Annotated in this window: 13 protein-coding genes; 5 read left to right on the top strand and 8 right to left on the bottom strand. The window is 53.6% G+C overall.

Annotated elements, in window-relative coordinates:
* Positions 1-5 precede the first annotated feature (5 nt).
* Positions 6-140 (top strand): hypothetical protein, encoded by a 135-nt coding sequence (locus tag WC593_04430; protein MFA4824386.1) that lies wholly within the window; start codon positions 6-8, stop codon positions 138-140.
* 623 nt (positions 141-763) lie between these two features.
* Here the strand turns inward: WC593_04430 and WC593_04425 are convergent.
* On the bottom strand, positions 764-1,363 hold the full coding sequence (locus tag WC593_04425; GenBank protein ID MFA4824385.1) for an FKBP-type peptidyl-prolyl cis-trans isomerase: 600 nt from the start codon (positions 1,361-1,363) through the stop codon (positions 764-766).
* Between the two features lie 139 nt (positions 1,364-1,502).
* On the opposite strand from WC593_04425, the gene nifB reads away from it, so the two are divergent.
* The gene (nifB, locus tag WC593_04420) at positions 1,503-2,396 is read left to right on the top strand and encodes a nitrogenase cofactor biosynthesis protein NifB (GenBank protein ID MFA4824384.1); all 894 of its coding nucleotides are present in this window, start codon (positions 1,503-1,505) and stop codon (positions 2,394-2,396) included.
* Positions 2,397-2,454: 58 nt separating this feature from the next.
* Here the strand turns inward: nifB and WC593_04415 are convergent, their stop codons facing one another.
* Positions 2,455-2,868: a hypothetical protein gene (locus WC593_04415; protein MFA4824383.1), complete on the bottom strand. Its 414-nt coding sequence runs from the start codon at positions 2,866-2,868 to the stop codon at positions 2,455-2,457.
* A 113-nt stretch (positions 2,869-2,981) separates the two neighbouring features.
* A complete protein-coding gene (locus WC593_04410) occupies positions 2,982-3,308 on the bottom strand; it encodes a hypothetical protein (GenBank protein MFA4824382.1) in 327 nt (108 codons plus the stop codon).
* A 174-nt stretch (positions 3,309-3,482) separates the two neighbouring features.
* On the opposite strand from WC593_04410, the gene WC593_04405 reads away from it, so the two are divergent.
* Positions 3,483-4,331: a DNA glycosylase gene (locus tag WC593_04405; protein MFA4824381.1), complete on the top strand. Its 849-nt coding sequence runs from the start codon at positions 3,483-3,485 to the stop codon at positions 4,329-4,331.
* Between the two features lie 243 nt (positions 4,332-4,574).
* On the opposite strand, the gene WC593_04400 is transcribed toward WC593_04405, so the two are convergent.
* The gene (locus WC593_04400) at positions 4,575-5,801 is read right to left on the bottom strand and encodes an adenosylhomocysteinase (GenBank protein MFA4824380.1); all 1,227 of its coding nucleotides are present in this window, start codon (positions 5,799-5,801) and stop codon (positions 4,575-4,577) included.
* 165 nt (positions 5,802-5,966) lie between these two features.
* On the opposite strand from WC593_04400, the gene hisF reads away from it, so the two are divergent.
* Entirely contained in the window at positions 5,967-6,773 is an 807-nt protein-coding gene (gene hisF / locus WC593_04395; GenBank protein MFA4824379.1) for an imidazole glycerol phosphate synthase subunit HisF, read from the top strand.
* Here hisF and pheT read toward each other — a convergent pair.
* Genes pheT through endA form a run of 4 tightly spaced genes read right to left on the bottom strand, consistent with a single transcriptional unit; the run spans position 6,742 to position 12,092 of the window.
* Positions 6,742-8,370 carry a phenylalanine--tRNA ligase subunit beta gene (pheT, locus tag WC593_04390; GenBank protein MFA4824378.1) on the bottom strand — a complete coding sequence of 543 codons (1,629 nt, stop codon included), beginning with the start codon at positions 8,368-8,370 and terminating at the stop codon, positions 6,742-6,744. The two genes, hisF and pheT, sit on opposite strands and share 32 nt — an antisense overlap.
* 1 nt (position 8,371) lies before the next feature.
* Entirely contained in the window at positions 8,372-9,814 is a 1,443-nt protein-coding gene (locus tag WC593_04385; GenBank protein MFA4824377.1) for a phenylalanine--tRNA ligase subunit alpha, read from the bottom strand.
* Between the two features lies 1 nt (position 9,815).
* Positions 9,816-11,072: a tryptophan--tRNA ligase gene (locus tag WC593_04380; GenBank protein ID MFA4824376.1), complete on the bottom strand. Its 1,257-nt coding sequence runs from the start codon at positions 11,070-11,072 to the stop codon at positions 9,816-9,818.
* A 9-nt stretch (positions 11,073-11,081) separates the two neighbouring features.
* Positions 11,082-12,092: a tRNA-intron lyase gene (gene endA / locus WC593_04375; GenBank protein ID MFA4824375.1), complete on the bottom strand. Its 1,011-nt coding sequence runs from the start codon at positions 12,090-12,092 to the stop codon at positions 11,082-11,084.
* Between the two features lie 288 nt (positions 12,093-12,380).
* Here endA and WC593_04370 point away from each other — a divergent pair, with 288 nt between their 5' ends.
* Entirely contained in the window at positions 12,381-13,022 is a 642-nt protein-coding gene (locus WC593_04370; GenBank protein ID MFA4824374.1) for a 4Fe-4S single cluster domain-containing protein, read from the top strand.
* Positions 13,023-13,029: the final 7 nt, after the last annotated feature.

The following is a 13,029-nucleotide window of genomic DNA, read 5'->3' as shown; positions in this document are numbered from 1 at the left end:
GCAGGATGGACAACGAACTCATCATCATGGGAGCATTCCTCGGCACGGGGCTGCTTGCCTATGTGATCATCCCCGGCATGCTGGTAGTGTGGGACCGGGTACTGGACCACATGGAATCGGGCGGAAACAACCCAAAGTAACGCGATAAGAACAAACGGGGCGGGGAAGATTTCCCCAACCCTAACTTTTTTTGTTGAGAAATTTCGTTTTGTTGAAATCCTTATTTTCCATTGTTTGCTTATTCCCTTACGGTCCATTAGGAAGGTGACCCCCTCGCTCCCCCAGAGGGGGAGGCAGCCCAAGGGGAGCATCCCCTTGACCCCCCCATGTTCAGATTTTTATCAACCATCTGGAGGGCTATCGCAACAGGGGGGATGCCCACGCGGCGGGGGTGGAAGCGCTAAAGCGCTGGAACCCCCAAGAGCGTCAAATCCCTTTGAGATCTCCCGAGCCCAAAATTGTAATCGAGATCCTGCCAGGAACTTTTGATCAAAGTCCGGTTAACATTTTAACATCAGACTTTGATTAAAAATTTCAAAGAGGGATCCGGTTATTTTTTTTCAATCAAAGTCCGGTTGAAAAATAAAATTCAAGCTTTGATTGAAATTTTGCAGGCAAGGTCCGGTTTACAAATCTCAATCAAAGTCTGCTTCAAAAATTCTAATCAATGTTTGATGAAAAAATTTCAATCAAAGTCTGCTCAAAATATTTCAATCAGGATCCGGTTAAAAAAAATTCTGATTAAAAATAATTAAAAAAAACCTCAGCCTTTCTGTATCTCAATCATCCTGATAGTAAAAACAAGATCTTTTCCTGCAAGTTCGTGGTTCTCATCCCAAGTAACAGTTGACGGGGTGACATTGATTATTTTTACCCAGGCAACGGCCCCGTCAGGTTGCCGTGTAATTTTTAAGACGCTCCCGACTACAGGCGTTATATTAGCGGGCAGTGTTGAACGGTTCACGACATGGACAAGTGCGTTATTGTACGGGCCATACGCTTTGTCAACCGGGATATTCACCGTCTTTGTCTCCCCGGGAGACATCCCTTTGACGTTTTCTTCAAAAATAACCTTACCCTGCCCGATAATAAACGTGAGCGGGGTTGCGTTCGCATTCGAATCAAAGACCGTCCCGTCAGTTAGGCTGCCGGTATATTCAACCGTTACCATATCCCCGCTCTTTGCACCGGAGGGATTGAGCAGGACGTACCCGATAATGACAAGAATCAGTATGCCTGCTGCCGCAACCATCGCAAGTTTGGGATAGAGCCGTTTTTTGGCTGCAACCGCCTCCCTGCCCTTGACTTTCTCAGACCTCTTCATGGTTATCTCCAGTACAATAATCCGGTCAAGCTTATACATTTACCCGGGAGACCGGTCAGGAGATAAAAACCTGAAATGCCGTATTGGTGATGGAGAGGCAGATCTCTTTTTTTTGTGTGATGCGCTATCACGATTGCACGGTATTTATACCAACAGAACGAACGTAAGTGTGTTGATTATGGCGGATCAGGTGCAAGTCGCAGACGTTGCGGGGAAAAAAGTCCAGTGGGATGCAGCGCAGATGCGCAAAATAAATGAACATCCCTGTTTTTCCGAAAAAGCATGCCACAGCTTCGGCAGGTGCCACATACCCGTGGCTCCCAAATGCAATATCCAGTGCAATTACTGTATCCGGGACTTTGACTGCGTGAACGAGAGCCGCCCCGGCGTCACCACGCGGGTCCTGAATGCCGATGAGTCCATGGATATGGTCAAGAAAGTGGTGGAGAAGTACAATTACATTAAGGTCGTCGGCATCGCGGGCCCCGGCGAACCGCTCGCAAACGAAGAGACGTTCGAGACCCTCCGGCGTCTTCACGAAGAGTATCCCAACGTCATCAAATGCATTAGCACCAACGGCCTCCTCCTTCCCGACAAGATCGACCTACTCGAAAAATACGATGTCGGGAATGTCACCGTCACCCTCAATGCCATCGATCCCGAAATCGGCGCCAAGATCTACCAGTTCATCGATTACCATGGCAAGCGCTATACCGGGCTCGAAGGCGCAAAACTGCTGCTCTCCCAGCAGATGAAAGGTATCGAAGAGGCCTTGAAACGGCACATGATTGTAAAGATAAACACCGTCTATATTCCCGGCATCAACGAGGATCATATCCCGGCGATTGCAAAGAAGGTCGGCGAGATGGGCGTGTACACCTTCAACGTCATCCCGCTCATCGCCCAGTACAAATTCGCCGATATTGCCCCACCCACGCAGGAGATGAAGAGGAAGATGCAGGACGAGTGCGGGAAATATGTCAAACAGATGCGCCACTGCCAGCGCTGCCGGGCCGATGCAATCGGTAAACTCGGTCACGACGTCCAGTCGTGCATGTATGAAAAGAAATAATTTCCTTTTTTTAATGTTATTTTTCCGGATAAGCCCGTGAGAACAGCAGACGCAAAAATTAATAATGCAGGTTTGCAAACGGACGATCCGTCCGTTCCCCGCCAGTGGCCTTATTTATAATCCGGTTCATCTCGTCTATCACGGGTTGCAATGACGGAGGGACTGCTGAATCCTCAGCAACCACCGTTTTGCTGTGATAACTGATAGTATACCGGAAGTAATCGGCAGATCCGCGCCGGGAGGTATAATTCCCCAATAACATGGAAAACTGTGCCTCTTTAAAAATTTCACTTATCCTGTCAAGATCCGTCTGGTTTAACGTGATCTCAGTGCTGGCGCTTTTTTGTGAGATGACTGCAACCCCGTTATCAAAAATGACAATCCTGTCATCCAGACCAGCAATACCTCCTGTGCGGTGATAATCGACAAATACCGCGGGAGGTGTCGGACGTGAAACGGCGGGCGTCTTCACACCAAGGCACCCCGATAACGCCACCGTTGCCAGAATCACGATTATAAATACCGCTATCCATTTCCTGATAATCATCCCTCCGCAGCCAGAGTTTTTATCTGAATATTCCGGGTTTACAGCTGGACAACATCTGCCTTGACGGGTTTTCCTGCAGGTTTGCGCCCGGTGATGTCTTCCAGGACCGTAATGAGATTGTCGAGTTTTTCATTCTTGAACGCTTCCCGGAAAGCAGACAGCTCTGCAGCAGTCATGATCATAATCCCTTTTTTCTTCATCGGGAGCCCGTTTTCCCCGATGGGATTGATGTCAATGGCAAGGGAGGCGGCTCGGTTCTTATATTGGGGAAGCCGGATGATAGAGACCCCTTTAACCGATGTATTCTTACGTTCCCAGTCCTGTCCTTCTTCAATGAATTCCTTTAAGCTTTCAGCGAGTTCCATAAGAACAACTTTTGATTTATATATTAAAATGCTATCCGTTCTGATCCGGACCTGGTTTTATATCATGATATACAATTGCAGATCATTGCAGGGAAAATATCCGGTATTTTAAAAGAACAGGAACTGGGTATACCATATATGGATTGAACAACAGACGATACGATAGATCTCCTTATGCCAAAAATCTCCCTTTCGGCGGATCTGCCATTTTCTCTTGACCAGACACTGGGTTGTGGCCAGGTATTCCGCTGGGAAAGGACAGAAGATGGATGGTGGTACGGTGTTGTCAAAGACAAGGTCATTAAGATCCGGCAGGATGGATCGAACCTGATCTTTGAAGGAGCAAATCGCGCATTTATCCGAAACTATTTTTCCCTGGATCTCGATTTGGAGCAGGTTATAAAACGCATTGACCAGGATCCGTTCATCCACGCAGCGATCAGCAGGTGCAGAGGACTTCGCCTCGTACGTCAGCCACCATGGGAGTGCCTGATCTCCTACATCTGTTCGACAAATTCGAATATCCCGACAATCCGCCGCAGGATAGCCTCTCTTGCGGAACAGTTCGGGAAAGCGATCAAATTTGAGGGGGAGACCTATTACGCGTTTCCCGATCCTTCATCCATCTCCTGCGAGGGACATGACGGGCTTACGGTGTGCCGGCTGGGATACCGCCAGCCGTATGTCTTTGGCACTTCCTGTTCGATCACCGAAGAGAACCTGTGGGAAGATACCATCACCAGGCTCCCGTACGAGGACGCCCGTAAAGAACTGATGAAACTAAACGGAGTGGGACCAAAAGCAGCGGACTGCATCCTGCTCTTTGCATTCCAGAAATACGAAGCTTTCCCGGTCGATGTCTGGATACGGCGGATTATGCAGCAGAATTATCTTCCAACTCTGGATCTCGAGGCCGGGCTCACCAACCGGGATTACAATACCATCCGCATGTTTGCCCGGGAACATTTCGGGGAATACTGCGGGTATGCTCAGGAGTACTTGTATGCAGCGAGAGAAGGGTGAGATTCCGGATATTTTACGATATGAGTTTTAATTGTGAGTGTTCCGCCGCCCCCGACAGGGTGCCCCCGTGGCGGCAAAACAGGTTGTTTTTATTTCTGCATTCTCGGATTAACCGACCTTGGCGAAGCAGGGATGCTTGTCCATCCCTGAGAGCCCGTTATCGCCATGTGAAATTCGTATAAGTAAAAAGAGAATATCTGAAATAATCCCGAATAAAAAAAAGAAAAAATATTTCCGGAACCTTCAGGTCCCGATATCCCAGCTGCACTGGTATTTTTTCTGCTCTTTGGACTGGGCATCGATAGAAAGCCCGAGCGAGGAGAGTTTGAGGTTTGCGACCTGCTCATCGATCTCCGCCGGGACTTCGTAAACCCCACCCTTGAGTTTTTTGCCATTCCTGGCAATGTGCTGGGTGCAGAGTGCCTGAAGGGCGAAACTTAAGTCCATGACCTCGATCGGGTGACCCATCCCCTTGGGTGTTGCAAGATTGACAAGCCTGCCCTCGGCGAGCACATGGACTGCCTTTCCCTTGAGCATGAATGTCTCGATACCTTCCCGCTGGATGACCTTGTCGGCGTTCTTGTGGAGCCATTCGATATCGATCTCGACATTGAAGTGGCCGGCGTTGGAGAGGATGGCACCGTCTTTGAGTTTCCTGAAGTGCCGCTGGTTGATCACGGCCACATTGCCGGTGGTGGTGATGAAGATGTCCCCGAGCGCTGCTGCCTCGTCCATGGTCATGACCATGTACCCGTCCATGTGCGCCTCGAGCGCCCGGCGGGAATCGATCTCGGTGACAATGACCTTGGCACCAAGTCCGTGGGCCTTCTTTGCAAGACCCCGTCCGCAGTACCCGTAACCGGCAACGACCACGTACTTTCCGGCAATCAGGGTGTTGGTCGTAATCATAATAGACGTGAGTGCACTCTCTCCGGTCCCGTGAACATTGTCAAAGAACCGCTTCATCGGTGTATCGTTCACGGCAATGACCGGGAACTCGAGTTTGCCCTCTGCTGCCATTGCGCGGAGGCGGTGGATACCTGTTGTTGTTTCCTCACAGCCACCAATGACTTTCTTGATGAGGTCGCGGCGCTTGGTGTGGATGTAATGGATCAGGTCCATCCCGTCATCGATGGTGATAACGGGCTTTGCATCCAGCACGAGATCGATCGCAGCATAGTATTCCTCCACCGAGCAGGCGCGTTTTGCATAGCAGTGGACATTTTTTACATGGTTGAGGGCTTCTGCAACATCGTCCTGCGTAGAGAGCGGGTTGCATCCCGTGATATGTACCTCGGCCCCGCCGGCTGCAAGGGTTGAAACGAGGTTGGCAGTCTTGGCTTCGACATGCAGTGCCATACCAATGGTCATACCGGCAAACGGTTTTTCCTTGACAAACTGTTTTTTTATGGCAGCGAGCACCGGCATGTACTGCGCAGCCCATTCCATTTTCAGTTTTCCTGAACTCATAAAAATCTCACCATGGCGATGCTCGTTAAAGCACCTGCCCGTATCCTGTCGTACCCTATGAATAGACACGCCAAGTTACATAAAAACTCCGGGATAAAGACACGTTCATCCAGATATTCGTGCTTTGAGAAATATAGATAGGGATTGCACGCCCAGTTTTTATCAATGGTGCTCACACGACGGATCATCCCCTGCCTCGATCTCAAGGATGGCAGGGTGGTCAAGGGGACGAATTTTCTCGGCCTGCGGGATGCCGGTGACCCGGTGGAGCTGGCTGAGCGCTACAATGAGCAGGGCGCCGATGAAGTGGTGTTCCTGGATATCACCGCATCGAAGGAAAAACGGGGCATCATTATCGAGCTGATCAAACGGGCAGCAGACCAGCTCTTCCTTCCCCTCACTGTTGGCGGGGGTATCCGTTCTTTAGAGGATATCCAGCAGATTCTCCGGGCCGGCGCCGATAAAGTGAGCATGAACACGAGTGCCGTACATGATCCCACCCTGATCACCCGTGGCGCAGAATCCTTCGGCACCCAGTGTATCGTGGTTGCCATGGACGTGCGCCGTAATTTCACACCAAACGAAAAAGCAATCCCCGTGTTCCTCGAAAACGGGACAAAGTGCTGGTACGAAGTGGTCATCTACGGGGGCAGCAAACCCACCGGTATCGATGCCGTTGCATGGGCAAAGGAAGCCGAGGAGCGGGGTGCGGGAGAGATCCTGCTCACCAGTATGGAGACCGATGGCACCAAGAACGGGTTTGATCTTGCAGTAACCGCCGCAATTTCCGATGCTGCCGGCATCCCGGTGATTGCCAGCGGGGGGGTCGGGACCTTATCGCATTTCTATGACGGCTTTACCCGGGGAAAGGCCGATGCCTGCCTTGCGGCAAGCGTCTTTCACTTCGGGGAGTTCACCGTAAAAGAGGTAAAAGAGTATCTCAGAGCACGGGATATCCCGGTACGGCTCTGAGGTCGAACTCAAACGCTGCAACAGAGTGTTCGAGTTCAAACGCGTTCAAGACGGCGGGATGGATCTCGCCAAAGACACCAATCTTTTTTCCGCCGGAAATAATATCGCCCCGGCGTCCCTCAATAAAGGCTGCATCGGCTGACTCCTTCACGGTGTACTCAATGGAGAGCTCATGGAGCATCGCATCTGCCGAGGCGTAGGCCTCCGAGAAGTCCGCATCAGGGTGGGTACTGACACCGGCTGCCTGCTGGTAGGTGAGGCAGGAATCGACGACATCGCCGACGGTAAAGAGGCGCTGCGGGAGTTCGCGGTGCCGGTTCAGGGTTATAAATTCGAGCAGCAGGGGGAGGAGCTCGGTCCGGACCACCGTGTTCTCGATGCTGATCGGGTGCATGACATGGAGGACGCCTTTCTTTTCGTCGCGCTGCATCTTCCCGTACAACACATCCTCGCTGGTCAGCGTAAACGGCATCACTTCGAGATACCCGAGACCGCAGAAGGCTTCGCGGGCCAAGGCTGCGTTGACCTGCACCGGGTGGGGTTTTCCCACGGTGAAGGTCTTGGGCGGCTGGCTTTCGAGCCGGTCATACCCGTACGCAATCGCCACATCTTCGAACAGGTCCCAGTCGTGCATGATGTCGGCCCGGTAGCAGGGCACCTGTACCTTTACCGTGTCTGCACCCTCCGGTTCGGCACCGAAGCGCATTTTCCGGAGAAGGTCTGCCATCGACGCTGCGGTCAGCTCGATACCAAGAAGCCGTGAGCACTCTTTCACGCTCACCATGCGTTCTGCGGGGGCAAGGGTCGGAGTCTGCACTCCTCCGATCTCAACACTCTCGATGGTTGCGCCTGCTTCTGCCATCGCCGTGCAGATGATATTCACGGCCACACTGACCGCCCGCTTGTCGGTGCCGGTCGTGTCGAGAAGGATGTTCTTTGTGTCTATAGTCACCCGTGTCCGCTCGCCGTTGATGATCGGGGGGAACGAGAGGACATGGTCATCGTCGTCCACGATGAGCGGGTAGAGCGGGAAGTCTTTGACGATCTTTGCATAATCCCTGCCTTTCGGGTGCTTCTCAAGGATCTCCGCCATCGTCATCTTCTCTTTGAAATCGAGGGGGATGAACCCGCGGCTTGGCCGGGAGGCGATATAATGGAACGGAGGTTTGACCGTGTCCATATCGTGGATGCCGATCGCGACCTTGCTCCTGCCCCTGCCGACTGCCCAGTGGAGCGACTCCTGCAGGGACATGATGCTCTGGATCGACTCGTCGTCGAACGAAACCCCGCGGATGACCGCTGCACCAAGAACGGGACGGATGTTCGCAAGCGCGGGATCGACCGAGAACTTTATGCCGGACGGTTTAACCGGGTACGATGAAAGACCGGTCTCGATCCCGAGGTAGCCCCGCATGGCCCGGGCTACACCTTCCGGAGAGAAGAGATCGGGGCGGTCCGGGAAGAACTCCACGTCTGCGTGGTCTTCCTCGGTCCGCTCAACGTCCGATCCGATGAGGGCGACCTTGTCGAGGATCGTCTTCCGGTCGGTACGGGTCAGCCGCTCAAGATACTTGTAGGGAAGGGTGATGACAGCCATTTCAGATCCCTCCTTTCGTGTGTCGCAGCGAAGGGGTTTCCCGGAGGAACGCCACGTCACTCTTATGCAGAAGGCGGAGATCCTTGAGACCGAGCCGGAGCATCGCGATCCGGCTCACGCCAAGACCCCAGGCAAGAACGGGATAATTGATCCCGATCGGTGCGGTGACCTCCTCGCGGAAGACTCCTGCGCCGCCCATCTCGATCCAGCCGATACCGTCAACATACACCTCGGCATCGAGGCTCGGCTCGGTGTAGGGGTAGAACGAGGGCTTGAAGCGCACGCTCTCGAAACCCATGCGGTTGTAGAACTCGCGGAGGATACCGAGCAGGTTGCCAAACGAGACATTCTCGTCCATTACGATCCCTTCGAGCTGCTCGAACTCAGCAAGGTGGGTTGTATCGATCGTCTCGCGCCGGTAGACTCTTCCGACACAGAATGCTTTCACGGGGGGATTCGGGTTGTTGGCAAGGTACTGGATCGAGACGCTGGTGGTGTGGGTCCGGAGCACGCACTGCTCGGCCTTCTCCTCTTTCCAGACCCCGCCCCAGCCGGTCGAGGAAGTCTCCCCGCCGCACTCGTGCATCGCCTTCACCTTCTCGTATCCCTTCGGGAGCGGGAGAGTCTCGCGGAGATAGAACGTGTCCTGCATCTCGCGGGCCGGGTGGTCCTGCGGCTGGAAGAGGGCATCGAAATTCCAGTAGGACTGCTGGACAATCCCTCCGTAGAGTTCTGTAAAACCCATCTCAAGGAGGATCTCCCGCATCTCGCCGATGATCCGCTGGTAAGGGTGGATCTTGCCGGGATACGCCTTCTTCGGAAGCTTGCTCACGTCATACTTGCGGAGGTTTGCGTTCTTCCATTCGCCCGAGATGATCTGGTCGCGGGTGAGGGTGCCGGTCTCGCCACGGAGGTCGAGACCCTGCTTGACGAGTGCAAGTCCTGCGGGAGATATCGCAATAGTATACCGGACAGTTTCTGATTCCTGTAAAATACCGCGCTTGATGAGCTCCTTTGTTTTCGGATCGGTATCAGACGGATTTTTGAGAGCGGTTTCATCTGCATCGGTAGAGGTTCCCGGGGTTTTTGCAACAGCGGTGCCCTCGACTTTCACCAGTCCCTTCTTTCTCAGCTGGCCAAACCCGATCTTAAATGCCTCGTGCTTCTGGAGATCGGCAAGCGTGGTTCCCGGCAGGATAAACCGGAGGAGCTGTGTCTCGGGAAGCCCGTTCTGTGCATAGGCCTTCCCTTCATCCGTGTATACAAACTCCTTTGCCACGATCCGCTCAACCGTGGCAAGCCCCTTGTCCCCGGCAAGGTGTGCCCACTGCACCACTGCTTCCGGGGTCGCTTCGAGCATGCCCGCGAGATGGGGGGCATCAGCTTTCTTCTCCTTCTCAAGTATTGCAAGCAACCGTTTTTCGTTCTGGGTCAGTTCCGCCATCTCACACCTCTATACAATCTGAAGCCGCGTCCATCTTTTCCTTAAAGTTGTGCAGGAACGAAACCACGCGTTCTGCCGTCTCTTTCTTGCACTGGCCGCAGGTGATCTCGCCACCCGTGCATTTCCGCCGGATCTCCGAGAGTTCCGCATCATCAGTCACCATGTGGAAGAGGTTGAGCAGGTAGAGCGAGCACTTGTCCGGCTCGCCTCCGAGCCGTTTCTGCTCTTCCAGGGTCACCCGTCCGCCCGTGATTCCGCTCATCACCTTCTTTCTCACAACCGCTTCGGGCTCGTAAAACGAGATGATGCTCTCCGGGACGCTGCTCGACATCTTGCCGCCCGTGAGTCCCGGCATGAAGATATGATAGGTGGACGAGGGCGTATAAAATGCGTAACCGCCGTGAGCCCGCTCGATCTCCCGTACCTTAGCGCTCACGTCCACACACTGCGCATCTTTAATGTCTACATGACCTTCGTATTTCTTTGCGTGCGGAAATGCCTTTTTCACCGCATCGAGCGCCGCATCCGGCGCATTCTTGGACCGGACGCTGATGTACCCGTCCCGCTCTTCCACAGTGAACATCCGCATCTTGTGGGCGACACCCCGGGTGAGCCGGATATGCGGGTCCTGGTCAACACCGACCGGAACAAGCGTGGGTGCGGGTTCCCGGTCAATCTGGGGATACAGGATATCGGCTACCTGAGTAATCACGCTGTCCGCGTGGGCGATATCGGTCTCCGGTGAGAATCCGTAAATCGCAGCGAGATCCGAGAAGTTCACCTTGGTTGCCGCTTCGAATGCAAGATCCTTGAGCCGTTCATTTTTGCTCTGGAAATACGTGGTTCCCTCAAACCCGAGTGCATAGAGACAGGCGAGGTATTCCTTGCCGAATTCCCGGCACTTCTCCCAGGAAAGGTCCCGGACCGCGTGGGCCTCCCGGTCGGCGATGGTCACGTACCCGTTGCCACCCTGCTGGACATGCCAGACCACTTCCTTCATCACCATCAGGTGGCCGAGATGCGGGTGGCCGCTTGGCATGAACCCGGTGAGGACATGAAAGGGCGTATGGTTGCGGATCGCCATCGCTATCGGTCGGTAGTCCCGGTGGCCGACAACAATATTCCGTCGCATAAAGTAGGGAACGGTGGGAAGTTCAGGGAGTACCGGAGCGATCGGATCGATGCCAAAATCGGCAAATGTTTTTTCGATATCGAGAGACGGTGTACTTGACCAGGGATTGTTCTGCGGTTCTGGCATGAAAGGTGCTCACAGTTTGATTCGTGCAAATTCAACGAATTGGATTCCGTTACTATGTACAGCGCCAAACAACATCTTCTTTTTGACACTGTGCGCCATCCGGACCGAGCGGGAGATGGCGCTCATGGGCATGACAGCATCCTTCTCCACCGCGTGCACCAGCAGATCGGAATGCACGTTCTTGCCGCAGTAGACCCGGAAGTGGTGACCGAACTTGTAACCCGTTCTGGGAGTATAATCGTGTGACCTGAGTTCAGTATACACTTTGTCCTTCTCAGGAAGTTCCGGGTCATTCTCATGAGCCAGTTCAAAATATTCCGGCATACTGACCGGGGCATCTCCTTTCCGGAGCTCAAGGATATCTTTTCCCATAAGGTAGAGCAGCTCAACCGGCGAGAGCATCAGCCGTTCTTCATCCAGCCGTTTGCCAAAACCCGCTCCTTCGAGATCGGAAGGAGGATTAATCCTGACCATAGCAGATTTTCCAATCAGGACTGCCAGGTGTTTCGACAGGGGGGTCAACGGCGTGCAGGCATCTGCCAGTACCTGCAGCTTGATCTCGTAATAGGTGAGCTCCTCTTCGTCATCGACAACCGCAAGCACGTACTGCTTGCGCATATTGCGCGAGGCTACCACTTCTTCGATCAACTTGGTAAACCGGATGGGATCGCGTTCCGAGAGCACGCGGACCAGATAGAGCGATTCCCCGGTACCGGGTTTCTCACCACGCCGGAACACCCGGAAATCGTGCGGGCCGGTCTGCACCACATACCCCCGCTCGCGGAGGTCGCGGTACACCAGAAAACTCCGCAGGAAATTGCGTTCGCTGGCAAACTCTGAAAACAGGGTATCAAACGTATAACCATCGATCGTGATCTTCTGGCGGTGGATGAGATAGAGCGCCTCCTGAGGTGCAAGTTTCACGCCATCCTTTTCCAGGCGCCCGTACCCGCTCTGCTCGTAGAGCACGCGCCCGTCCTTTCCCACCCGCACCGAAGTGCCGTCAACTATCGCCTTCACTGCCGGATATATTGTCTGTACAGGATAATAAGGCACTCCGAACGCTGTGCAGGGTTTCTGCGCGATGGGCAAAACACCGGGCGAAATCCTTATGTATTACATAAATCCGTTTCAATGCCTATAAAAAGGGTAAAATTCAATGTGTATAGTCAGATCGTATCTCATAAGTATGCTTATTTGCACGTCCCCGAGGGTGAATCTCATTCCGGGAAATTATGGGTAATACTATAAGATTGATCGATCACCCACACCGGAATCATTTAACAGCCATAAAAACGCGGCGGAAAAATGAAGGTGCATGATACCAACGACCCTGGATGCCGACGTAAGAGCACGATCAACCTTGCAGGTTTTCTTGCACGGTCATCAGTGAACGGACCCGGCATCCGGTCCGTCGTCTGGGTGCAGGGATGCCCTCTTCATTGCGAGGGCTGTTTCAACCCGCAGTTTTTACCATTCACTCCTGCACAGCAGGTAACCCCTTCTTCCCTTGCCGACAGGATTTGTGCACGGGAACCTGTCGACGGTGTCACGTTCTCGGGCGGCGAGCCTTTTGCCCAGGCAGATACCCTGGGTGAACTGGGCGAACTGCTGCAGGAACGCGGCCATCCCATTGTCACGTTCACGGGATTTTCTCCCGATCTGGTTCTCGCATCCACCCGCCCCGCATGGCGGCGCCTGCTTGCAGTTACCGATCTCCTGATTGCCGGCCCGTATATCCCGTCCCTGAAATGCAATATACCGTGGATCGGTTCGTCGAACCAGAGAATCATCCCGCTCACGGGTTCCATCTCACTCCCCGCACCCCAACCCCTCGTTTCAGGCCACGCTGCCGAGTTCACGATTCATCCCGATGGCACCCTTACAGCCACCGGGTTTCCCGAGGGTACATTTGTCAAAGCGCTCGCACACCGCTGCAGGGGGGTATAGCCAGACC

The sequence above is a fragment of the Methanoregula sp. genome (genome assembly GCA_041645435.1).
GTDB lineage: Archaea > Halobacteriota > Methanomicrobia > Methanomicrobiales > Methanospirillaceae > Methanoregula.
This window is presented reverse-complemented; position numbering and strand designations above follow the sequence as displayed.